This is a genomic window from Aeromicrobium sp. P2_G6 (assembly GCF_056403535.1).
The window spans coordinates 476,795-498,166 of record NZ_JBFUFH010000001.1; the positions used below are offsets into that span (position 1 = coordinate 476,795).

The following is a 21,372-nucleotide window of genomic DNA, read 5'->3' on the forward strand; positions in this document are numbered from 1 at the left end:
CATGATGGGCAGATGACGGGGCGCACCGACACCGCGACGAGGCGGATCGACGCGACCGTCGACGTCCTCTACCGGGCACTGACCGACCCAGAGGCGCGGGCCCGGTGGCTACCGCCGACGGGCATGACCGCCCGGATGGAGCGGTACGACCTGCGGGTCGGTGGCGGCTATCGGATGGTGCTGACCTTCGTCGAGCCGGCAGGCGGTGCGGGCAAGAGCACCGCCGACTCGGACGTTGTCGAGGCGACCTTCGTCGAGCTGGTCGAGGGCGAGCGCGTGGTCGAGGCGATCGAGTTCGAGTCCGACGACCCGGCGTTCGCGGGGACCATGACGATGACCTGGCAGCTCACTCCGCTGCCGGGCGGCACCGAGGTCAGCATCGTGGCGACCGGAGTCCCAACGGGGATCAGTCCGGCCGACCACGCCACCGGCATGCAGTCCTCGCTGGAGAACCTCGCGGCGTACGTCGAGTGAGCCGTGGCCGACCGCCGAGGTTCTGCTACAGGATTGAACCTGGGCTGTACGCCGCTGCTTCGGGGTTTGCGGTGACCATCTGCTCGATGCGATTCACGACGGCGCGGACCTGGCTGACCGCCGCTCCGGTGAAGTCGATCGGCGACGCGACCAGGCTGGCGAGGTCGGCCTCGGACAGGCCGAGCCGTTCGTCGGCAGCGAGCCGGGCGAACAGGTCGTTCTCGGCAGCGCCCTTCTCGCGCATCTCGAGGGCCACCGCGACGGCGTGCTGCTTGACCGCGTCGTAGGCGGTCTCGCGCCCGTGGCCGCTGCGGACCGACGCCATGAGCACCTTGGTCGTGGAGAGGAACGGGAGGTAGCGGTCGAGCTCGCGCTGGATGACGGCCGGGAACACGCCGAACTCGTCGAGCACCGTCAGGAACGTCTCGAACAGACCGTCGGCGGCGTAGAACGCATCCGGCAGCGCGACCCGGCGGACGACCGAGCACGACACGTCGCCCTCGTTCCACTGGTCGCCGGCGAGCTCGCCGACCATCGAGGCATACCCGCGCAGGATCACCGCGAGGCCGTTGACGCGCTCGCAGGAGCGGGTGTTCATCTTGTGCGGCATCGCGCTCGAGCCGACCTGGCCGGGGCGGAAGCCCTCGGTCACGGTCTCGTTGCCGGCCATCAGGCGGATCGTCGTGGCGAGGTTGGACGGCGCCGCAACGAGCTGGACGAGCGCCGTGACGACGTCATAGTCGAGCGACCGCGGGTAGACCTGGCCGACGCTCGTCAGCACCTTGTCGAAGCCGAGGTGGCGCGCGACGCGCACCTCGAGCTCGGCGAGCTTCGCCTCGTCGCCGCCGAGCAGGTCGAGCTGGTCCTGGCTCGTGCCGACCGGGCCCTTGATGCCGCGGAGCGGATAGCGCGCGATCAGGTCGTCGAGCCGCTCGATCGCGACCAGGAGCTCGTCGGCGACCGTCGCGAACCGCTTGCCGAGGGTCGTTGCCTGGGCCGCGACGTTGTGGCTGCGACCGGCCATCACGAGCTCGGCGTGCTCCGTGGCGAGCCGCCCGAGCCGGCCGAGCGTGGCGATCGTACGGTCGCGCATCAGCTCGAGCGAGGCCTTGATCTGCAGCTGCTCGACGTTCTCGGTCAGGTCGCGCGAGGTCATGCCCTTGTGGATGTGCTCGGTGCCGGCGAGGGCCGCGAACTCCTCGATGCGGGCCTTGACGTCATGCCGGGTGACCTTCTCGCGGTCGGCGATCGAGCCGAGGTCGACGCGGTCGATGACCGACTCGTACGCCTCGATGACGCCGTCGGGGGTCTCGACGCCGAGGTCCTTCTGGGCCTTGAGCACCGCGATCCAGAGCCGGCGTTCGAGCACGATCTTGTGCTCGGGCGACCAGATGCGCGCCACCTCGGGCGAGGCGTAGCGGCTGGCCAGGACGTTGGGTGTGGTCACAGCTCTATTGTCCCTTGCTCCGCCGCGAGGGCGATGTCGGTCCGGTGGTGGGCGCCGCGGATGCTGATGAGGTCGACGCCTTCGTACGCCTTGCGGCGGGCCTCGGCGAGATCAGCGCCGACTGCGGTCACGGACAGCACGCGGCCGCCCGCGGTGACCACGGTCCCGTCCCGGAGCGCGGTGCCGGCGTGGATGACGTCGACGCCGTCCAGGTCGGCGACCTGCTCGAGCCCTTCGATCGGGTCACCCGTGTTCGGCGCCTCGGGGTAGCCCTCGGACGCGATGACGACGGTGACCGACGAGTCGGTCGACCACTGCGGCAGGCCGACCTCGGCGAGGCTTCCGGTCGCCGCTCCGTGCAGCAGCGCCGACAACGGCGTGCGCAGCAGGGGCAGGATCGACTGGGTCTCCGGGTCGCCGAACCGGGCGTTGAACTCGATGACCCGCACGCCTCGGCTGGTCAGTGCGAGGCCGGCGTAGAGCAGGCCCTGGAACGGCGTGCCACGGCGGGCCATCTCCTGGACCGTCGGAACGAGCACCCGCCGGGTCACCTCGGCGACGAGGTCGTCGGGCGCCCAGGGCAGCGGGGTGTAGGCGCCCATGCCGCCGGTGTTGGGGCCTTCGTCGCCGTCGAGCGCGCGCTTGAAGTCCTGCGCCGGCTGCAGCGGCAGCACGGTGTCGCCGTCGGTGATCGCGAACAGCGACACCTCGGGACCGTCGAGGAACTCCTCGATGACGACCCGGTCGCATGCTGCGGCGTGGTCGATCGCAGCCTGCCGGTCGTTCGTCACGACGACGCCCTTGCCGGCAGCCAGCGCATCGTCCTTGACGACGTACGGCGGGCCGAACGAGTCGAGCGCTGACTCGACCTGCTCAGCGGTCTCGCACACGTGCGCCAACGCCGTCGGCACCTCGGCACCGGCCATGACCTGCTTGGCGAACGCCTTGGAGCCCTCGAGCTGGGCTGCCGCCCGCGACGGGCCGAAGCAGGCGATGCCCGCATCGCGTACGGCGTCGGCGACTCCCGCGACCAGGGGCGCCTCGGGGCCGACCACGACGAGGTCCGCACCGATCTCGGTGGCGAGCGCGGCGACGGCCGCGCCGCTCATCGGATCGACGTCGTGCAAGGTCGCGACCGCGGCGATGCCGGGGTTGCCCGGGGCGGCATGCACCTCGGTGACCTGCGGGTCGCGGGAAAGGGCGAGGGCCAGGGCGTGCTCGCGGCCGCCGCTGCCGATGACAAGCGTCTTCACGGGTGATGCCTCACTGTTCGGCTGCTCAGAGCAGGTCGTGGCGAACGATGGTCTGCTCGCGGTCGGGGCCGACGCCGATCGTGGAGATCCGCGCACCCGAGATCTTCTCGAGCTCCAGCACGTACGTCTGCGCGGCCTGCGGCAGGTCCTCGAACGTACGGGCAGCGGAGATGTCCTCGTGCCAGCCCTCGAAGTACTCGTAGACCGGCTTGGCGTGGTGGAACCCGGTCTGGGTCATCGGCATCTCGTCGACCCGCTCGCCGTCGACGTCGTACGCGACACAGACCGGGATGCGGTCCCAGCCGGTCAGCACGTCGAGCTTGGTGAGGACGAAGTCGGTGACGCCGTTGATGCGGGCGGCGTAGCGCGCGATCGGTGCGTCGTACCAGCCGCAGCGCCGCGGTCGGCCGGTCGTCGTGCCGAACTCGGCGCCGTTCTTGCGCAGCCGCTCGCCGTCGTCGTCGAACAGCTCGGTCGGGAACGGGCCCTCGCCGACTCGCGTGGCGTACGCCTTGACGATGCCGATGACGCGGGTGATCTCGGTCGGCGCGATGCCCGAGCCGGTGCACGCGCCGCCGGTCGTCGCCGACGACGAGGTCACGAACGGGTAGGTGCCGTGGTCGACGTCCAGCAGGGTCGCCTGGCCGGCCTCGAGCAGCACGGTCTTGTCGGCTGCGAGCGCATCGTGCAGCAGCAGCGGGGTGTCGGCGACCATCGGGCGGAGCCGGTCGACGTACGACAGGAGCTCCTCGACGATCTCGTCGACCTCGACCGCACGGCGGTTGTAGATCTTGGTGAGGATCTGGTTCTTGAGCTCGAGGGCGCCCTCGACCTTCTGGCGCAGGATCTTCTCGTCGAACAGGTCCTGGACGCGGATGCCGAGGCGGTTCATCTTGTCGGCGTACGTCGGACCGATGCCGCGGCCGGTGGTGCCGATCTTGCGGCTGCCCAGGAAGCGCTCGGCGACCTTGTCCATCGTGCGGTTGTAGTCCGCGATGACGTGCGCGTTGGCGCTGATCACGAGCTTCGAGGTGTCGATGCCGCGCTCGTTGAGCCCGTCGATCTCCTCGAACAGCACCTTGAGGTCGACCACGACGCCGTTGCCGATGACCGGGACGCAGCCCGGGCTGAGGATGCCGCTGGGCAGGAGGTGCAGGGCGTACTTCTGGTCGCCGATCACGACCGTGTGCCCGGCGTTGTTGCCGCCGTTGAACTTCACGACGTAGTCGACCCGGCTGCCCAGGATGTCCGTGGCCTTGCCTTTGCCTTCATCGCCCCACTGGGCTCCGACGATCACGACTGCGGGCATGGGAATGCACCCCTCACACATGCGACAAGCCCCGTTCTCGCGGGGCTCTTACTGACGCAGTCTAGCCGAAATCGTCCGTGCGGGCGTGGGTCAGTTCGCCTGGCGGGCGCGGTATGCCGCGACGGCCGCGCGATTGCTGCACGTCGTGCTGCAGAACCGGCGGGACCGGTTGCGCGACAGGTCCAGGACGAGGCCGTCGCAGTCAGCGTCGGCGCACACGCCGAGACGAGACAGCTCGTCGGCGCGGATCACGTCGATCATGGCCATCGCGGTCTCGACCAGCATGCGTACGTGCAACGGGCGGTCGTCCTCGACGGCGTGCAGGTGCCAGTCGGTGTCGCCGTGGCGTACGAGCTGAGGGACAGCCGTGGCGTCGGCCAGGATCTGGTTGACCATCGTCACGGCGTCATCGCGCGAGCTCGTCAGCAGCTCGCGCAGCCGGGGCAGGATGCGGTGCACGGCATCGAGCTCGGCCTGGTCGCCGGCCAGCCGGCCCGTGTAGTGATGTTCCGCGAAGAATGCCGCCAGCTCCTCGGTCGTGGTCATCGTCACCGGCTTGACGGCCGAGTTGACGAGGGCGACTGCGGCCACCAGCGCCGCCTCGGTGTCATCCGCAAAAACCATGTTGACACCTTACATCCCATGGTCGTAATGTCATGTGTCATGGCCACTATGACTCATGACACGGCGAAGGCGCCGCTCTCCCGCCGCACCTCGGGAATCGGGCTCGCCGTGCTGGCTGCGGCCTCGTTCGCAATGTCGGGCCCCTTGGCCAAGGCGATGATCGACTCGGGCTGGACCGCCGGCTCTGCCGTCACGGTTCGCATCCTGATCGCCGGTGCCGTCCTGATCGTTCCCGCGCTCATTGTCCTGCGCGGCCGCTGGTCGCTCCTGCGCCGCAACGCGGGGCTGATCATCGCGTACGGCCTCATCGCCGTTGCCGGTTGCCAGCTGGCCTACTTCAACGCGGTCGACCACATGCAGGTGGGCGTGGCGATCCTGATCGAGTTCACCGCCCCGGTCGCCGTCATCGGGTGGATGTGGTTCCGGCACGGCCAGCGCCCCAGTCGCCTGACCGTGACCGGTGCCGTGCTGGCGATCGCCGGCCTGATGCTCGTGCTCGACCTGATCTCCGGCGCGGACATCGACCCGATCGGCGTCGTCTGGGCGCTCGGCGCGATGGCCGGCGCGGCGTTCTACTGGATCATCTCCGCCGACGAGGACAACGGCCTTCCCGGCATCGTGCTCGCGGCCGGCGGCCTGCTGTTCGGCGGCGTTGCACTCCTGCTCGCCGGCCTGGTCGGTGTCGTGCCGCTCGCGACCTCGCGCTCCGACGTCACGCTCGCGGGATCCGAATGGCCCTGGTGGCTGCCCGTGGTGACCCTCGGCGTCGTGACGGCGGGACTCGCGTACGTCCTGGGCATCGCCGCCACCCGGCGCCTCGGCTCCCGACTGGCGTCGTTCGTCGGGCTCACCGAAGCGGTCGCCAGTGTGCTGTTCGCCTGGCTCCTGCTCGACGAGGCGCCGCGAGCGATCCAGTTCGCCGGCGGCGCGCTGATCCTGGTCGGCGTCATCGCCGTGAGGCTGGGCGAGCCGGCAACTGAGCACGCCCCCGAGGTCGCTGAGCATGCCCCGGAGCCTGTCGCGCCCTAGGGTTGGGGTCTCATGACCTCCCTCCTCGCGATCGCGAACGCCGACGCAGGCACGGCCGATGAACAGGCGATCAGCGATGTGGTCGACGCCCTGCAGCAGTTCGACGTCACGCTGGTCAAGACGGCGTCGCCCGACGACCTGGCCGACGCCCTCGAAGCGCATCCGGCTGTCGACGGCGTCGTCGTGCTCGGCGGCGATGGCAGCCTGCATGCCGTCGTCGACGCGTTGCGCGCTGCCGGACGCCTCGCCCATGTCGTCATCGGGCTCGTGCCGCTCGGCACCGGCAATGACTTCGCCGCGACCCTCGAGCTGCCGGACGAACCGGTCAAGGCAGCCGAGGTCATCACGGCGGGCCAGACCCGCCAGATCGACCTGATCATCGACGGCCGGGACGAAGTGGTCGTCAACGCGGCACACATCGGGATCGGCGCCGAGGCGGCCAAAGCGGCCCGGCCGTGGAAGAAGTCCCTGGGTCCGATCGGCTACGTCATCGGCGCGGTTCTCACGGGCTTGCGGGGCCTGTTGCAGCCCGGGGCGCGCCTGCAGATCACGGTGGACGGCAAGTCCCTGCCGCGCAAGGAGCCGGTGATCCAGGTGGCCGTCGGCAACGGCAGCTTCGTCGGTGGCGGGACACCCCTGCTGCCCCAGGCCGACCCGTCCGACGGCGAGCTCGACGTCGCCGTCTCCTACACCGAGTCACCGCGGCGCCGCATCGCGTACGCCTGGCATGTGCGACGGGGCGATCATCACCGGCGCGACGACGTCGTCTACCTCCGCGGGACCGAGGTGTCCGTGCGCGGCGACAAGCTCGCCTGCACGAGCGACGGCGAGCTCAGTGGGCCGAGGAGCGAGCACTCCTGGCGCATCGAGCCCGCCGCGCTGACGATGTACGTGCCTTAGCCCTTCGGAGCGACCAATTCGGCGTATGCCTCGGGGCTCGACTCGTGCAGGAACTCCCGGCAGCGGTGTGCCTCGCCGACGTCGCCGAACCGCTCCGACGCATCTGCGAGGGCGACGAGTGAGCGCAGGAACGGGCGGTTGGGCTCGTGGTTCCACGGCAGCGGGCCGTGACCCTTCCAGCCGTTGCGGCGCAGCAGGTCGAGCGATCGGTGGTAGCCGGTCCGCGCGAAGGCATATCCCTCGAGGTCGAGGCCATCGGCCAGGGCCAGCTCCGCGAGCGTGACCCAGGCGAGCGCCGAGTCCGGGTGGGTGGCGGCGACATTCTTGGGGTCGTCACCCTCGGCCAGGGACGCTGCGCCCGGGTCTTCGGGCAGCAGGGTTGCGGGCGGTTCACCGAACAAGTTGGTCATGCCCGCACCCTACGGCCTGGGCTCAACACGCGACGCAGTCCTCCAGCTCGCGGTCGATCACGGCGGGCGCGAGCTCCGGCACCGGGCGGCGGAAACCGACCACCGCGAGCGTGCTGACCATGCCGACCACGGTCAGGCCGACGATGACCTGGATCGCCGTCGTCATGCCGGGCAGCAGGGTATCAGGCTTCGCGACGCCGTCACCCGCACCGATCACGGCGGAGATCACCGCGAGCATCACCGCGCCACCGATCTGGAGGCTGGTGTTGACCAGCCCGGAGGCCAGGCCTTGCTCGTGGTCCGCCACTCCGGCGGTGGCCTGCGCGTTGATCGACGGGAAGCACAGCGCGAAGCCGAGCCCCAGGAGCAGCATCGTCGGCAGCAGGAAGTTCGCGTACGCCATGCCGGGGCTGACCCGGAGGAACAAGGCGTACCCGAGGGTGAACGACGCGAGACCGGCGGCGATCACCAGGCGCGTGTCGAAGCGCTGGAGGACCGAGCCCATCTTGACGACGCTCGCGACGACCAGGATGCCTGCCGGCAGGAAGCCGAGCGCCATCGCCAGCGGAGACCAGCCGAGTGCGTTCTGGAGGTAGAGCGTCACGACGAACTGGAACGACACGTACGCGCCGAACATCACGGCGCCGGCCAGGTTGGCGTGCACCACGCTGGCCGAGCGCAGGATCCCCAGGCGTACGAGCGGGTGGTCGTGGCGGAGCTCCACCGCGACGAAGGCGGCGGCGAGCAGGGCGCTGATGGCCAGGAGGCCCAGCGTGCCGACGCTCGTCCAGCCACGCGTCGGCGCCTCGACGACCGCGTAGACCAGGATCAGCAGCGAGGCCGTGCTGGTGAACGCGCCGAGCAGGTCGAAGTGCTTGAGCGACGAGCTCTGGCGCTCCGAGCGCGGGACTACCTTGAGGCCGGCGAACAGCAGCAGCAGGGCCGCCGGGCCGGGCAGCAGGAACGTCATGCGCCAGCCGAGCTCGGTGAGGAGACCACCGAAGACGAGGCCCATCGAGAAGCCGCTCGCGCCGCAGACCGTGTAGATGCTGAGCGCCCGGTTGCGGGCCGACCCTTCGGCGAACGTCGTCGTGATGATCGACAGGCCGGCGGGCACGGTGAACGCCGCGGCGACGCCCTTGACGAAGCGCAACGCGATCAGCGCCAGGTCGTTGCTGAGGAACGCGCTCGCGACTGAGGCGATGCCGAACGCGCCAACGGCGAAGAGGAACACCGACCGGCGCCCGAGCAGGTCGGCCGACCGGCCGCCGAGCAGGAGCAGCCCGCCGTAGCCGAGGACGTACCCCGAGACGATCCATTGCAGGGCCGCCGGCGTCATGTCGAGGTCTTCGCCGATCGACGGGAGGGCCACGCCCACCATCGAGATGTCGAGGCCGTCGAGGAACAGGGCGCCGGCGAGGACGACGAGCAACACCCAGGTGCGGCTGGACCACCCGGAACCCTCGGTGACGTGCAGAGGTGTGGAGTCAGGCTTGGTGCCTGTGAGGACTGAGGTCATGTCAGCCAGTCTTATGCACTTGCATCTAATGCGCAAGCAACTAATGCAAGAACATCTTATGCACACGCGGTGATATGCTTCACACGTGTCGAAGGTGTCAGATGAGAAGCTCGCCGAGTCCTGGCATGAGCTGATGGGTCGCTACAACCAGCTGACCTGCCGGCTCGATCGCGAGCTCGGCGCGCAGCACGATCTGACCTCGAGCGAGTTCGAGGTCCTGCAGCTGCTGCACAACGCCAAGCCCGACGGCAAGGTACGCATGTCGGTCCTCGGCGAGCAGGCTCATCTGAGCCAGAGTGCGCTGTCACGCCTCGTGAGCCGTCTGGAGAATGACGGACTCGTGTGCCGCAACACGTGCGCGGACGATCGCCGGGCGCAGTGGACCGAGATCACTGCGGCAGGTCGGGAGCGCTATGAGGCGGCCCGTCCGACGCACCGCAAGATCCTCCGCGAGGAAGCCGGCGACTGCACCCAGCTCGCGGCCGGCGTGCTCCTGCCCGCCGACCGCTGACCCAAGCTCACGAGCGCCGACGGTTTCCCAGGAGAACGTGGTAAACCGCCACTTCTCCGGGCAGATTCGCCTGGAGAAGTGGCGGCTTTCCCGGTGAAGTTCACGCGAAAAGCGGTATGTACGTCGCATTGCGCGTGTAGAGCCGCTTGGACTGCTCGAGGCCTTGCAGGATGTTGCGCGCGGTCGCGCTACGGCGCTTCTCATCCAGGCCTGCCCACGTCCAACGCGACATGCCGAGCATCAGAGAGCGAACAAGATCTTCGCGCTTCTTCTCGTCCGTGATGGCACGCCCCGGGTCGCTGGCGTACGAGTTGAGGCGACCGTACTTGAACAAGCCGTCGAACTCTCCGATGTGGCGATAGAGAAGCCAGGCGAAGTCAGTGCGCGCGACTTCTCGTCCGTCCTCCGTGCGAATCACGACCTGCATCTCCGGCCTCGGGACCCCTTCTCGCCAGAACATGAAGAGCGACCTCGACTCGCCGACCGACTCGCAGCGGCCATCGGCGAGCCTGATCGCCAGCCGCGCGTTTCGTCCTCCAGGCCACCTCTCGTGGGTCGCCCCCAGCTCCTCGAGCTCCTCCCGCACAAACCTTCCGTCATGCAGCATCGCGCTCATCGTCACCATCCCAGACTCAGTCGAAGATCTGCACGCCGATTCGAACGCAGCACGCGCCGGGGCCACCACCAACCGGCCATCGATCTCGACCAGGTCGTCCTCGCTGGTGTCACCGACATGGAAGACGACGCCGGCCTCCGCGCGGCCGTGTCGACCATTGAGCTGGGTCACGTGGATGACGTCGAGGTCGATCCCGAACGACTGCGGCGTGTGAACGAGAGCGGCCGACTGGTGACTGAGCGCCACGCCAGGGCCGAGCTTGTCCACGATCGAGTATGCGATCAGGACGTGCTTGGCTTCAGGGCTGAGCGGGGCAACAACCGACGTCGGCGCGTACGTGCCATGACGCAGCCGCGTCAGAAGCCCGGCCCGGACCGCCGCACGAATGTCTCGATCCCTGAGGCCATATTCGATGAGGTCGTGCCGGAATACGTATCCCCCACGACGGGCGGCCAGCGCCAAGAAGACATCCTCCATGCCACGAGGGTTCGCGACACCGTCCCTCCGAGCCATCGGTGTCGAGACGGTATGTGGACAGCCGACAACACCTTTCGCGCTGTGGACGGCACTTCTTCAGGAAACGCACCACTTCTCCGCGCAAATTTGCATGCAGAAGTGGCGGTTTACCAGGTTCTCCTGGTAAACCGCCACCCAAGCAGACTCAGAGCTTGGTGCCGGCGCTCCGGAGGTTGGCGCAGGCCTCGGCGACGCGCGCGGCCATGCCGGCCTCGGCGGCCTTGCCCCAGGCACGCGGGTCGTACGCCTTCTTGTTGCCGACCTCGCCGTCGATCTTGAGGACACCGTCGTAGTTGCTGAACATGTGACCGACGACGGGGCGCGTGAAGGCGTACTGCGTGTCGGTGTCGACGTTCATCTTGACGACGCCGTAGTCGACCGCCGCCGAGATCTCCTCGGGCAGCGAGCCGGATCCGCCGTGGAAGACCAGGTCGAACGGGTGGTCCTTGCCGTACTTCTCGCCGACGACCTGCTGCGCGGTCTCCAGCACCTCGGGGCGGAGCTTGACGCCACCGGGCTTGTAGACACCGTGGACGTTGCCGAACGTCAGCGCGGTCAGGTAGCGACCGTTCTCGCCGAGACCGAGGGCTTCGGCGGTGGCGAGGGCGTCCTCGGGCGTGGAGTAGAGCTTGTCGTCGATCGCACCGACGACGCCGTCCTCTTCACCGCCGACGACACCGATCTCGACCTCGAGAACGATGCCCGCCGCGTGGCAGCGCGCCAGGAGCTCCTGGGCGATCTCGAGGTTCTCGTCGAGCGGCACGGCCGAGCCGTCCCACATGTGCGACTGGAAGTAGGGCAGTCCGCCGGACTTGACCCGCTCCTCCGACGCCGAGATCAGCGGGCGGACGAAGCCGTCGAGCTTGTCCTTGGGGCAGTGGTCGGTGTGCAGGGCGACGTTGACCGGGTAGTTCTTGGCGACCTCTTCGGCGAACGCGGCGAACGCCAGCGAGCCGGTGACCATGTTCTTGACGGTCGGGCCGGAGAAGTACTCCGCGCCGCCGGTCGAGACCTGGATGATGCCGTCGCTCTCGGCCTCGGCGAAACCGGCGAGGGCTGCGTTGAGCGTCTGCGAGGAGGAGACGTTGATGGCCGGGTAGGCGAAGGACTCGCGCTTGGCCTTGTCGAGCATCTCGGCGTAGACCTCGGGTGTGGCGACGGGCATGCGAATCTCCTGAGTGGCTGGCGAGGGGGGTGCGGAGTCCAGTATCCCAGTCCGTCCTACTACTGGCGAGTCACCCCAGCGCCTTGACCGCAGCGCGGGCGGCGACCTGGATCGGGCTCCACACCGACGAGAACGGCGGGGCGTACGCCAGGTCGAGCATCACGACGTCGTCGATCGTCAGCCCGGCGGCGAGTGCGGTCGCCGCGACGTCGATCCGCAGGGCGGAGTCCTCACCCCCGACGATCTGCGCGCCCAGCAGACGCCGCGTCGACCGGTCGGCGACCAGCACGACGGTCATCTTGTCGGGATCGGGCATGTAGCCGGCGAAGTTGGTCGTCTCGATGCTGACCGTCACAGGGTCGAACCCGGCGTGCTTCGCCTGCCGCTCCCCCAGTCCCGTGCGTGAGATCTCGAGGGCACAGAACTTGGTGATCGCCGTTCGTACGACGCCGGGGAAGCTGAGCTTCGCCTCGCCGCCCAGCATCTCGGCCGCGATGCTGTCGGCGGCGACCATGCCCTGCTTGTTGGCATGGGTGCCGAGCGGGATGTGGATCAGCTCACCGGTGACCCGGTCCTTGGTCACGACGCAGTCGCCGGCCGCCCAGATGTCGTCGAATCCGACCACTCGCTGGTGCTCGTCGACGACGATCCCGCCCTTGGCGCTGGTCGGCAGGCCCGCGTCAGCTGCAATGCCGGACCGGGCGGTGACGCCGAGCCCGAGGACGACGAGGTCGGCGTCGATCGACTCGTCCTTGGTGGTCACCGCGCTGACTCGGCCCGCGTCGTCGAGCGTGAAGCCTGTGACGGCGGTGTCGCTGAGCAGTCGGATGCCGTGCTTGCGCATCGCGGCGGCGATCTGCTCACCCAGCTGCGGCTCGATGATCGACAGCGGGGCCTTCGAGCGATCGATGACTGTCGTGTCGAAGCCGCGGGCCACGCAGGCCTCGGCGATCTCGAGGCCGACGTATCCGGACCCGACGACCACGACCTTGCTCGGCTTCTCCGCGAGCCCGTCGATCAGCGCCTGTCCGTCGTCGAGCGTCTGCACGCCGTAGATCCCGGCGCCGTCGATCCCGGGAAGGTCGGGGCGTACCGGGTCGGCACCCGTCGCGATGACGAGCCGGTCGTACGCCAGGTCGTTCCCACCCCGGATCGACACCGTGCGCGCCTCGGGGTCGATCGCCGTGGCCTCGACGCCCATCCGGACATCGATGCCGTTCGCGAGGTGGTCCTTCAAGCTGCGCGCGACGAGCGCCTCGGCCGACCCGACCTCACCGGAGATCCAGTAGGGGATGCCGCAGGCGGAGTACGACGTCCAACTGCCGCGCTCCAGCACGACGACCTCGTCGTCCTCCGGCAGCTTGCGACGCAGCGCCGACGCCGCGGTCATGCCGGCCGCATCCCCTCCGATGACGACGACACGCGAGCTCATGTCTCAAAGCCTAGAGCGATTTCTCAAACCAGTGGTCGGGGTAGGGATTGTCGTTGTAGCGCGGGATCTCGACGTAGCCCGCTGCTCGATACATCGCCATTGCGTCGGCCAACGAGCTGTTGGTGTCGAGGCGTACGACCCGGTGGCCGAGCGCGGCGGACTCTTCCTCGAGCCGGCGCAGGAGCCGGCCGGCAAGGCCCAGGCCGCGCCAGTCCCGGTGGACCCACATGCGCTTGATCTCGCCGATGTCGTCGCTCAAGGACTGCAGGCCGCCGCATCCCACGACGACGCCACCGCTGACCGCGACCAGGAACCGACCGGTCGCTCCACCCAGGGTCTGCTCGTCAGCAGAGCCGGCGGCCACGTCGAACCCGCCCTCGAACGTCTCGTCCAGCTCGCGGAAGTACGCCGCGACTGCCGTCCGCGCGTGCTCGGACGCCGGGTCGACGAGGTCCAGCGAGACCGTTGCCGCGCGAACCAGGCGGTCGGCCTGGTCCAGGCAGTCGGCAAGGCGTACGCGCTGACGCTCGGACAGCGCATCGACGAGCCCGTGAGCCAGGGCGTCGGACCGGTCGTCGAGGTCCTGCTGGGCGGCAACCCCGCGCTGGGTGAGGGTCGCGATCCGGCGCCGGGCATCGGCGGGATCGGGCGAGACGGAGATGAGTCCCTCGCCCTCGAGCTGACGCAACAAGCGGCTGAGATAGCCGGAGTCGAGGTCCATCCGCTCCCTCAGCTCGCGCACGCTGCTGCCTCCGCCTCGTAGCTCGAACAGCAGGCGTGACGGCCCGAGCGGTCGACCTGAGCCGAGGAAGGACTCGTCGAGCACGCCCACGCGCTGCGACCACGAACGGTTGAACCGGCGAAGCGTCGCCACGGGATCATCGGGCATTCTCTGACTTTAGTCAGAGATAATCGAAGACGTCAATCCCTCAGTCGCTGCGCTTCTTCCCGGCGCTCCGCGCCTAGGAACCGTCCTCCAGGTCGGCGTGCTGGCGGATCCACGTGTGCATCGCGATCGCGGCCGCAGCGCCGGCATTGATCGACCGGGTCGAGCCGAACTGCGCGATCGAGAGCGTACGTTCGCAGGCTTCCCGCGCCTCGTCGGTGAGCCCTGGGCCCTCTTGGCCGAACACCAACAAGCAGTCCCGCGGCAGCTCTGCGGTCTCGATCGGCACCGAGTCGTGCACGTTGTCGATCCCGATCACGGCGAGCCCCGACGCAGCTGCCCACTCGGCAAGCTCAGCGATCGACCCGTGATGCCGTACGTGCTGATAGCGGTCCGTCACCATCGCGCCGCGACGGTTCCAGCGCTTCTTGCCGACGATGTGCACCTCGGCGACAGCGAAGGCATTGGCCGTGCGGACGATCGACCCGATGTTGAAGTCGTGCTGCCAGTTCTCGATCGCGACGTGCAGGGGGTGCCGGTGCAGGTCGAGGTCGGCGACGATCGCCTCGAGCGTCCAGTAGCGATAGCGGTCGACGACATTGCGACGGTCGCCCTCGCGCAGGAACTCCTCGTCGTAGTGGTCGCCGACGGGCCAGTCGCCCTCCCACGGCCCGACGCCGATATCGACCTCCAGCTCGCGCTCGCGCTCGGTCATGCGATCCCGAACTCGTCGCGGTAGGCCCGGATCGCGTCGAGGTGCTCGGCATGCCGGCCGGACTCCTCGACATACTGGACGATCTGGCCGAAGTCGATGATCGAGACGACGGGGACACCGAAGTCCCGCTCGACCTCCTGGATCGCGGACAGCTCACCCTTGCCACGCTCCTGGCGATCGACCGCGACCATGACGCCCGCGACCTCGGCGCCGGCACCGTTGACGATGTCCATGACCTCACGGATCGCGGTGCCGGCTGTGATCACGTCGTCGATGATCAGCACCCGCCCCTCGAGCGGCGAGCCGACGATCAGGCCGCCCTCACCGTGGTCCTTGGGCTCCTTGCGGTTGAAGCACCACGGCACGTCGCGGCCGAGCTGCTCGGACAGCTGGACCGCCGTCGCCGATGCGATGGGAATGCCCTTGTATGCGGGCCCGAGCAGGACGTCGAACTCCACGTCGCTGCGATCGATCGCGGCCGCATAGAAACGGCCGAGCGCCGCGAGCCGGGCGCCGGTGTTGAACAGGCCGGCGTTGAAGAAGTACGGCGACGTACGCCCCGACTTGAGCGTGAACTCGCCGAACCGGAGGACCTCGTGCTCGAGGGAGAACTCGATGAACTCACGCTGGTAGTCATGCATGGCAGCAGCCTAGGGCCCACGTCGCGGGCCGGACTCAGCCGTTGGTCGTGGTCGTGTCTTCCTTCTTGTCGTACGTCGAGATGAGCTCGCCGATCACGACGCTGCGATTGTTCGTGTGGAACAGCTCTGAGCACGTGACCATCGTGAGGAGTCGCTCGGTCGGCTTCTTGTGACGGCCGTCGGGCTCCGGGACTCGCCAGAGCGGCCACGGCGTCTCGAACGTCACGGTGATCGAGGTGCCGGAGTTGCGGAGCCGGTAGGTGAAGATGTCGCGGCGGGTCTCCACCACGATCTTGTCGCCCTTCTTGAGCTTCGGGAACTTGCTGAACGGCTCACCGTGGGTGACTCGGTGGCCGGCGATGGCGAAGTTGCCGATCTCACCCGGCTTCGCGCCGTCGGGGTCCCAGCCCACACCGCGCGCGAGGGCGCCCTTGTCGAAGCCCTTGACGATCGGCACCTCGTACTTGTCGCCGAAGCGCTTGACCCGCAGCATCGCGATCGCGTCACCGTCGACGCCCTTGTCCCACTGCCGCAGTGTCGCCTTCTTGATCGCCGCCTGGCGGTGCTTGGCGACGATGTTGGTGCCGAAGTACTCCCACGCGAAGTAGCCGATGACGCCGAGCCCCGCGAGCAGGAAGATGACGCCGATCGCCGTGGCGACGCGACGCCGGGGCGTCCTGCGGGGGCGTTGCGGAGCGATCGTTGCGGCCATGAGGAGAATTGTGTCATCCCGGCTGTCACGGTTGACCCGCAAGCAGCAAAATCGCCGCGCCGGGCCGCGGTCAGCCGAAGACCCTCGCGAGGTCCGGTACGTCGCGCAGCTGGCGGTCGAGGATGCGGCGCGCGGTCGTGACCGAGTCGACCAGCGGGTGCAGCGCCAAGGCCCTCACCGCCAGCTCACGTGAGCCGGTTGTCGAGGCCTCGATCGCTGTGCGCTCCACGTCCTTGACGGCGCTGACGAGGGAAGCGGCGTGCGGAGCCAGCGGGTCGAGCGGGAGCGCCCTTGGACCGTTGGCGTCGACGACGCAGGGCACCTCGATCACCGCTTCGGCGTCGAGGCCCGGCAGCGTGTGGCCGTTGCGCACGTTGAGGACGAGCGTCGTCGGGTCGTCGCGGGCGATCGCGTGCATCAGCTCGAGGGCCACGCGGTCGTAGCCGCCGCCATCGAGATCGTCCTCGTCCCGGTCGCCGGCGCCACTCGCCTCGCGGCTGTCGGCCATGTAGGACTCCTCGCGGTCGCGGCGCGTGCGCTCCCAGGACTCGTACGCATCACCCGCTCGGTCGGCACCGGCGTAGAAGGCAGCCTGCTGACGGAGCAGGAACTCGCCGCGGGTCTCCTTCGCCGCCGCGATGCCGGCGATCGCCTCCTTCGTGAAGTACCAGTACCAGAGGTACTCGTTCGGCACGGCGCCGATGCTCTGCAGCCAAGGCGCCCCGAACAGTCGACCCTCTTCGACCGTCAACAGCGTGTTTGAGTCCGCGAGCAGCCGCGGCAGCACGTCCACCCCGTCGACCAGCACCCGCCGGAGCCACCCGAGATGATTGAGTCCGGCGTAGTCGAAGACCGCGCGCGACCGGTCGACGTCCAGCGCTCGCGCCACGCGCTTGAACAACCCGACCGGCGAGTCACAGATGCCGATGACGCGGTCGCCGAGGATCGTGGCCATCGCCTCGGTGACCATCCCCGCGGGGTTCGTGAAGTTGATGACGTACGCCTCGGGGGCACACTCCTTGACCGTGCGAGCGATCTCCATCGCTACCGGGACCGTCCGCAGGCCGTAACAGATGCCGCCGGCCCCGGTCGTCTCCTGACCGAGGACACCTTCGGCCAGGGCGGAGCGCTCGTCACAGACCCGGCCCTCCAGGCCACCCACGCGGATCGCCGAGAACACGAAATCAGCGCCCCTCACGGCCTCGGCGAGATCGGTCTCGAGACGCAGGGTCGGGCCGGCGACTCCGGCCAAGGCCTCGAGCCTCGCGAGCACCTCGCTCACCCGGCGGAGCCGCGCCGGGTCCAGGTCGTGCAGCACGAGCTCATGGACACGCGAGTCCGAGTCGTCGCTCAGCAGCGCGCGATAGACCAGGGGCACGCGAAAGCCGCCACCGCCCAGCACCGTCAGTTGCATGCGTTCAGCCCCTCACCTCTCGTCGACGTGATCACGTTCAGTCCTGTGGGTGCCAAAACCGCTCACCTGCGTGAGACTACGAATCACCGTAGGGTCGCGCAGCCCCCATGCATACAGAAAGGACGAGTCGGTGGACACCGAGGAGCCCAGTGACGTGTTCGTCGCAGGAAGAGTCTTCCTCGACATCATCTTCACCGGCATGCTCCGAGCACCCTCTGGCGGACACGAGATCTGGACCGACGGCATGGGCTCGAGCCCCGGCGGTGTCGCGAACCTCGCCGTCGCGTGCTCGCGTCTCGACCTCTCCACGACGCTGTCGGCGGCGTTCGGGGGCGATGCGTATGGCGACTACTGCTGGAAGGAGCTGTCGGAGGCCGAGAACATCGACCTCAGCCATTCACGACGGTTCCCCGAGTGGCACTCGCCGGTCACGGTGTCGCTGGCCTTCGACGACGACCGGGCCATGGTGACCCACGAGCACCCGCCACCCATCCCGGCAGAGGAGCTGCTCGGCGACGTGCCCCTGACTCGCCTGGCGTTCGCGGACCTGGGTGTCGAACGCGCGTCATGGATCGACGCGATGATCGCGAAGGGTACGAAGATCTTCGCCGACGTCGGCTGGGACGCCACCGAGCGATGGGACAGCGGCGCGCTGCGGGAGCGGCTGGCTGGGTGCCACGCATTCGTCCCCAATGCCGCCGAGGCCATGGCCTACACCCAGACCAGCAGCCCTGGTGACGCCATCGAGGAGCTACGCGACTGGGTGCCGCTCGCCGTGGTCACCGCCGGCGGTGGTGGCGCCTTCGCCTCGGACGCCCGTACCGGCGAGACCGCCAGGGTCTCGTGCATACCGGTCGAGGCGCTGGATTCCACCGGAGCGGGCGACGTGTTCCTCGCCGGGCTGATGGCCGGCGAGCTCGCCGGCTGGTCGCTGCTGCATCGGCTGCGGTTCGCGAACCTGTGCGCCGCCTTGTCCGTACGCGGATTCGGCGGCGCACTCGCGTCGCCGGGCTGGATCGACATTGCGCAGTGGTGGGCCGCCGCCAGGTCCGAGAAGCCCTTCGCCGACGACTACGAGTTCCTCGAGGATGCTCTCTCGGACAAGGAGCAACGGCCGGTGTCACGCGCCGTGGCGACGATCGGGTTCACCGCGCCCGTGTTCACGCCGCCGATCGAACCGTCGTGACAACGGCCTGAAACACCCGGGGCAAAGAATTGTTGATATTTCGTGCAAAACCTCTACACGCTTGTCTTGCTGGCGTAACATCATCTCTGCAGGGTCAATCCGCGTAAAAGCTGTTGGCGCCTGTTGTCGCCCCACCGTTTCACCCCCCGAGAACGGTGGGGCGACTTATGTCCAAAGCCGAGCGAGCCCTGCGAGCGCTTTGGGCAGGTCGAGTCGAAGCACGCCGAAGGCGTCAGCTAATCGAGACCTCGCGAGCCGAAAGACCCGCGCGGGAAGGGCCTAAACCGCGTCGATGACCGACACATCCGCACTCCGGAACGATCGCGCGAACACCAGCACCACCGGGATCAGCACGAGCGGGATGACGAACGCCCACCGCAGGTGGTCCGCAGACGCCGCCGCCCCGATCAACCCGCCGCCCAGAATCGCGCCGAGATAGTTCGCGATGTTCATCCGGGCAATCGCGACGTCGAGCGACTTCGCCGGTACGGCACCGGCCAGTGCGGCGAACGACAGCGGAGCCAGGATCGCCAAACCCAGCCCGGTGACGAAGAACCCACCGATCGCCATGGCGGGCGCGGCCGCCGACACGACAACCGCGAGTCCTGCGACGCCGACGGTCGTACCGATCGCGACCACCTTCGGGGCACCGACCCGTCGAACCAGGAAGTCGCCGCCGAACCGAGAGATCAGCGCGCCGGCCTCGTACGCCCCGTACGCCAGTGGCGCGACGCTCTTCGTCGAGTCGAGCGCGTCCTCGAGGTAGACGCTGCTCCACGTCAGGATTCCGGTGTCCGCGGCGTAGAACAGCAGGATGACGAGGCCGAAGACCAGGATCGGCCGCCACGGCAGCTCGAGGCCCTTGGCCGAGAGACCCGGATCGTGCTCCTTGACCTCGATGAAGTGCGGAGCGGCGAACGCCACGGTGATCCAGGTGACGACCGCGATGATCACGAGCGAGATCGCCAGCGGCAGATCGACCTCGGCAGCACCAGCGCCGAACAACGCCCCGGCGATGCCCGCGATCGACCACATGCCGTGGAAGTTGGCCATGACGCTGCGGCCGTACGCGTGCTGCACGCGAACGCCCTGCATGTTCATGCCAGCGTCAACCGCGCCGACCCCGAGGCCATAGACGACGAAGGCGGCCACGACCAACGGCAGTGTCGGTGCCACCCCGACGAGCAGCGCACCGAGCCCGATCGTGAGCAGGGCCAGCCGGAACGCCACAGCACTCGTCCGTCGCTCGGCGACGATGCCGGCGATGACGCTGCCAACCCCGGAGACCACGGCGACGAGCACCAGGATCCCGGTCAGGCCGCCGTCGCCGATGTCGAACTTGTCCTTGATCCGCGGAGCCTGTGTGACGATCGCCGCGAACACGAGGCCCTGCAGGGAGAATCCGGCGGCCACCGCGATCCGCGTACGCCTGAGGGTCGTCACGTCGACATCGTAGGGCCGCGCGGGGTCGTGCACGCAGACCGTGAACTAGCATCTCCGCATGACTCCGACGTCACACGATGGCCATCGAGTCCCTCGCATGTCGGACGTCGCGAAGCACGCGGGCGTCTCACACCAGACCGTCTCCCGCGTCATCAACGGGATGCCCGGCGTGCTCCCGGAGACGCGCGACCGGGTGCTCAAGGCCGTCGAGGAACTGGGCTACCGCCGCAACCTGGCCGCCAGGCTGCTCGCTTCCCATCGCTCCCGGACAGTCGGCGTGGTGACGTGGGGAGCTGACCAGTTCGGACCCGCCAACGTCCTGCTGGCGCTCGAGGCAGCTGCGCGCAAATCCGAGTACCGGCTGGCCACGGTCAACGTCGAGTCGATGTCCCGCGAGGCGTTCCGTGCCGCGGTCACCGACCTGCAGGAGCGCGTCGTCGAGGCGATGGTCGTCATCGTGCCGCACGAGACGATCCTGCGTGAGGCGCACTCGCTCGACCTCGACATCCCGACCGTCGTGGTCGAGGGCGACATGTCCAGGACCCCGTTGACCGCAGGGTTCGACAACTTCGAGGGCGGACGCCTGGCGACCCGGCATCTGCTGTCGCTCGGACACGAGACCGTGATCCACCTGTCAGGGCCCAACGGCTGGGCCGAGGCCCACGCCCGGCGCGACGGCTGGCGCACCGAGCTGGAGAGCCAGGGCCGGCGGGTCCCGCCGCTGCGCTGGGGAGGCGACTGGAGCGCCGCGAGCGGCTATCGCACCGGCAAGTCCCTGGCCCGCGAACCCGACGTCACAGCCGTCTTCGCCGGCAACGACCAGATGGCTCTCGGCCTGCTCCGTGCCCTGCGTGAAGCGGGCCGGCAGGTCCCCGAGGACGTCAGCGTCATCGGGTTCGACGATCTTCCTGAGGCCGGCTACTTCCTGCCGCCGTTGACGACCATGCGCCAGGACTTCCCCAGGCTCGGGCAGCGAGTCATGGAGGTCCTGACGCGGGTGCTGGACGGGGAGAGCGAGCCGTCGGTCGACCTCGTGCCAACGACCTTGGTGGTACGCCAGTCGACCGCCCCGCCACCTGCCGCATGACCCCCTGAGACGCCACAGGGTGTCACTCCTGAACGCCCCAAATTTGGTGCCGTTGAGGGGTTGACGTGGCTTGTGATCCAAAG

The 21,372-nt window shown here is 68.7% G+C and carries 21 protein-coding genes; 6 read left to right on the forward strand and 15 right to left on the reverse strand.

Going from position 1 to position 21,372, the window contains the following annotated elements:
- Positions 1 to 12: 12 nt before the first annotated feature.
- Complete coding sequence (locus AC1DVU_RS02375; RefSeq protein ID WP_476920819.1) at positions 13 to 474, forward strand: SRPBCC family protein; 462 nt, start codon at positions 13 to 15, stop codon at positions 472 to 474.
- Between the two features lie 25 nt (positions 475 to 499).
- Here the strand turns inward: AC1DVU_RS02375 and purB are convergent, their stop codons facing one another.
- From purB to AC1DVU_RS02395, 4 genes are all read right to left on the reverse strand, one after another.
- Positions 500 to 1,921: an adenylosuccinate lyase gene (purB, locus tag AC1DVU_RS02380; RefSeq protein ID WP_476920820.1), complete on the reverse strand. Its 1,422-nt coding sequence runs from the start codon at positions 1,919 to 1,921 to the stop codon at positions 500 to 502.
- Complete coding sequence (gene purD / locus AC1DVU_RS02385; protein WP_476920821.1) at positions 1,918 to 3,174, reverse strand: phosphoribosylamine--glycine ligase; 1,257 nt, start codon at positions 3,172 to 3,174, stop codon at positions 1,918 to 1,920. Before purD ends, purB begins: the two co-directional genes overlap by 4 nt.
- A 25-nt stretch (positions 3,175 to 3,199) precedes the next feature.
- On the reverse strand, positions 3,200 to 4,483 hold the full coding sequence (locus tag AC1DVU_RS02390; RefSeq protein ID WP_476920822.1) for an adenylosuccinate synthase: 1,284 nt from the start codon (positions 4,481 to 4,483) through the stop codon (positions 3,200 to 3,202).
- Positions 4,484 to 4,573: 90 nt separating this feature from the next.
- Positions 4,574 to 5,107: a CGNR zinc finger domain-containing protein gene (locus AC1DVU_RS02395; RefSeq protein WP_476920823.1), complete on the reverse strand. Its 534-nt coding sequence runs from the start codon at positions 5,105 to 5,107 to the stop codon at positions 4,574 to 4,576.
- 39 nt (positions 5,108 to 5,146) lie between these two features.
- On the opposite strand from AC1DVU_RS02395, the gene AC1DVU_RS02400 reads away from it, so the two are divergent.
- The gene (locus tag AC1DVU_RS02400) at positions 5,147 to 6,136 is read left to right on the forward strand and encodes an EamA family transporter (protein WP_476920824.1); all 990 of its coding nucleotides are present in this window, start codon (positions 5,147 to 5,149) and stop codon (positions 6,134 to 6,136) included.
- Between the two features lie 12 nt (positions 6,137 to 6,148).
- Complete coding sequence (locus AC1DVU_RS02405) at positions 6,149 to 7,036, forward strand: diacylglycerol/lipid kinase family protein (RefSeq protein WP_476920825.1); 888 nt, start codon at positions 6,149 to 6,151, stop codon at positions 7,034 to 7,036.
- On the opposite strand, the gene AC1DVU_RS02410 is transcribed toward AC1DVU_RS02405, so the two are convergent.
- Together AC1DVU_RS02410 and AC1DVU_RS02415 are read right to left on the reverse strand one after the other, a co-directional pair.
- The gene (locus tag AC1DVU_RS02410) at positions 7,033 to 7,446 is read right to left on the reverse strand and encodes a DUF3151 domain-containing protein (protein ID WP_476920826.1); all 414 of its coding nucleotides are present in this window, start codon (positions 7,444 to 7,446) and stop codon (positions 7,033 to 7,035) included. The two genes, AC1DVU_RS02405 and AC1DVU_RS02410, sit on opposite strands and share 4 nt — an antisense overlap.
- Before the next feature lie 22 nt (positions 7,447 to 7,468).
- A complete protein-coding gene (locus AC1DVU_RS02415; RefSeq protein ID WP_476920827.1) occupies positions 7,469 to 8,965 on the reverse strand; it encodes an MFS transporter in 1,497 nt (498 codons plus the stop codon).
- 85 nt (positions 8,966 to 9,050) lie between these two features.
- On the opposite strand from AC1DVU_RS02415, the gene AC1DVU_RS02420 reads away from it, so the two are divergent.
- Positions 9,051 to 9,476: a MarR family winged helix-turn-helix transcriptional regulator gene (locus AC1DVU_RS02420; RefSeq protein ID WP_476920828.1), complete on the forward strand. Its 426-nt coding sequence runs from the start codon at positions 9,051 to 9,053 to the stop codon at positions 9,474 to 9,476.
- A gap of 100 nt (positions 9,477 to 9,576) precedes the next feature.
- On the opposite strand, the gene AC1DVU_RS02425 is transcribed toward AC1DVU_RS02420, so the two are convergent.
- The 8 genes from AC1DVU_RS02425 to AC1DVU_RS02460 form a co-directional block, all read right to left on the reverse strand.
- The gene (locus tag AC1DVU_RS02425; RefSeq protein ID WP_476920829.1) at positions 9,577 to 10,569 is read right to left on the reverse strand and encodes a type IV toxin-antitoxin system AbiEi family antitoxin domain-containing protein; all 993 of its coding nucleotides are present in this window, start codon (positions 10,567 to 10,569) and stop codon (positions 9,577 to 9,579) included.
- A 184-nt stretch (positions 10,570 to 10,753) separates the two neighbouring features.
- A complete protein-coding gene (gene fbaA / locus AC1DVU_RS02430; protein ID WP_476921590.1) occupies positions 10,754 to 11,779 on the reverse strand; it encodes a class II fructose-bisphosphate aldolase in 1,026 nt (341 codons plus the stop codon).
- A 64-nt stretch (positions 11,780 to 11,843) separates the two neighbouring features.
- Positions 11,844 to 13,205 (reverse strand): FAD-dependent oxidoreductase, encoded by a 1,362-nt coding sequence (locus AC1DVU_RS02435; RefSeq protein WP_476920830.1) that lies wholly within the window; start codon positions 13,203 to 13,205, stop codon positions 11,844 to 11,846.
- Positions 13,206 to 13,215: 10 nt separating this feature from the next.
- Complete coding sequence (locus AC1DVU_RS02440; RefSeq protein WP_476920831.1) at positions 13,216 to 14,094, reverse strand: bifunctional helix-turn-helix transcriptional regulator/GNAT family N-acetyltransferase; 879 nt, start codon at positions 14,092 to 14,094, stop codon at positions 13,216 to 13,218.
- Positions 14,095 to 14,167: 73 nt separating this feature from the next.
- Complete coding sequence (locus tag AC1DVU_RS02445) at positions 14,168 to 14,806, reverse strand: TrmH family RNA methyltransferase (RefSeq protein ID WP_476920832.1); 639 nt, start codon at positions 14,804 to 14,806, stop codon at positions 14,168 to 14,170.
- Complete coding sequence (gene pyrE, locus AC1DVU_RS02450) at positions 14,803 to 15,447, reverse strand: orotate phosphoribosyltransferase (RefSeq protein WP_476920833.1); 645 nt, start codon at positions 15,445 to 15,447, stop codon at positions 14,803 to 14,805. Before pyrE ends, AC1DVU_RS02445 begins: the two co-directional genes overlap by 4 nt.
- A gap of 34 nt (positions 15,448 to 15,481) precedes the next feature.
- Positions 15,482 to 16,159, reverse strand: coding sequence for a sortase (locus tag AC1DVU_RS02455; RefSeq protein WP_476920834.1), 678 nt, complete (start codon positions 16,157 to 16,159; stop codon positions 15,482 to 15,484).
- 70 nt (positions 16,160 to 16,229) lie between these two features.
- On the reverse strand, positions 16,230 to 17,573 hold the full coding sequence (locus AC1DVU_RS02460) for a 6-phospho-beta-glucosidase (protein WP_476920835.1): 1,344 nt from the start codon (positions 17,571 to 17,573) through the stop codon (positions 16,230 to 16,232).
- Positions 17,574 to 17,703: 130 nt separating this feature from the next.
- Here AC1DVU_RS02460 and AC1DVU_RS02465 point away from each other — a divergent pair, with 130 nt between their 5' ends.
- Positions 17,704 to 18,759: a carbohydrate kinase family protein gene (locus tag AC1DVU_RS02465; RefSeq protein ID WP_476920836.1), complete on the forward strand. Its 1,056-nt coding sequence runs from the start codon at positions 17,704 to 17,706 to the stop codon at positions 18,757 to 18,759.
- Between the two features lie 279 nt (positions 18,760 to 19,038).
- On the opposite strand, the gene AC1DVU_RS02470 is transcribed toward AC1DVU_RS02465, so the two are convergent.
- Positions 19,039 to 20,202 carry an MFS transporter gene (locus AC1DVU_RS02470; protein ID WP_476920837.1) on the reverse strand — a complete coding sequence of 388 codons (1,164 nt, stop codon included), beginning with the start codon at positions 20,200 to 20,202 and terminating at the stop codon, positions 19,039 to 19,041.
- 58 nt (positions 20,203 to 20,260) lie between these two features.
- On the opposite strand from AC1DVU_RS02470, the gene AC1DVU_RS02475 reads away from it, so the two are divergent.
- Positions 20,261 to 21,289: a LacI family DNA-binding transcriptional regulator gene (locus AC1DVU_RS02475; protein WP_476920838.1), complete on the forward strand. Its 1,029-nt coding sequence runs from the start codon at positions 20,261 to 20,263 to the stop codon at positions 21,287 to 21,289.
- The last annotated feature ends 83 nt before the right edge of the window (positions 21,290 to 21,372 follow it).

Excerpts from the sequence above, each read along its gene's own strand:
- AC1DVU_RS02375 (WP_476920819.1), top strand. The coding sequence starts at position 13 with ATGACGGGGCGCACCGACACCGCGACGAGGCGGATCGACGCGACCGTC.
- AC1DVU_RS02390 (WP_476920822.1), bottom strand. The coding sequence starts at position 4,483 with ATGCCCGCAGTCGTGATCGTCGGAGCCCAGTGGGGCGATGAAGGCAAA.
- AC1DVU_RS02395 (WP_476920823.1), bottom strand. The coding sequence starts at position 5,107 with ATGGTTTTTGCGGATGACACCGAGGCGGCGCTGGTGGCCGCAGTCGCC.
- AC1DVU_RS02400 (WP_476920824.1), top strand. The coding sequence starts at position 5,147 with ATGGCCACTATGACTCATGACACGGCGAAGGCGCCGCTCTCCCGCCGC.
- AC1DVU_RS02405 (WP_476920825.1), top strand. The coding sequence starts at position 6,149 with ATGACCTCCCTCCTCGCGATCGCGAACGCCGACGCAGGCACGGCCGAT.
- AC1DVU_RS02410 (WP_476920826.1), bottom strand. The coding sequence starts at position 7,446 with ATGACCAACTTGTTCGGTGAACCGCCCGCAACCCTGCTGCCCGAAGAC.
- AC1DVU_RS02415 (WP_476920827.1), bottom strand. The coding sequence starts at position 8,965 with ATGACCTCAGTCCTCACAGGCACCAAGCCTGACTCCACACCTCTGCAC.
- AC1DVU_RS02425 (WP_476920829.1), bottom strand. The coding sequence starts at position 10,569 with ATGGAGGATGTCTTCTTGGCGCTGGCCGCCCGTCGTGGGGGATACGTA.
- AC1DVU_RS02435 (WP_476920830.1), bottom strand. The coding sequence starts at position 13,205 with ATGAGCTCGCGTGTCGTCGTCATCGGAGGGGATGCGGCCGGCATGACC.
- AC1DVU_RS02440 (WP_476920831.1), bottom strand. The coding sequence starts at position 14,094 with ATGCCCGATGATCCCGTGGCGACGCTTCGCCGGTTCAACCGTTCGTGG.
- AC1DVU_RS02445 (WP_476920832.1), bottom strand. The coding sequence starts at position 14,806 with ATGACCGAGCGCGAGCGCGAGCTGGAGGTCGATATCGGCGTCGGGCCG.
- pyrE (WP_476920833.1), bottom strand. The coding sequence starts at position 15,447 with ATGCATGACTACCAGCGTGAGTTCATCGAGTTCTCCCTCGAGCACGAG.
- AC1DVU_RS02455 (WP_476920834.1), bottom strand. The coding sequence starts at position 16,159 with ATGGCCGCAACGATCGCTCCGCAACGCCCCCGCAGGACGCCCCGGCGT.
- AC1DVU_RS02460 (WP_476920835.1), bottom strand. The coding sequence starts at position 17,573 with ATGCAACTGACGGTGCTGGGCGGTGGCGGCTTTCGCGTGCCCCTGGTC.
- AC1DVU_RS02475 (WP_476920838.1), top strand. The coding sequence starts at position 20,261 with ATGACTCCGACGTCACACGATGGCCATCGAGTCCCTCGCATGTCGGAC.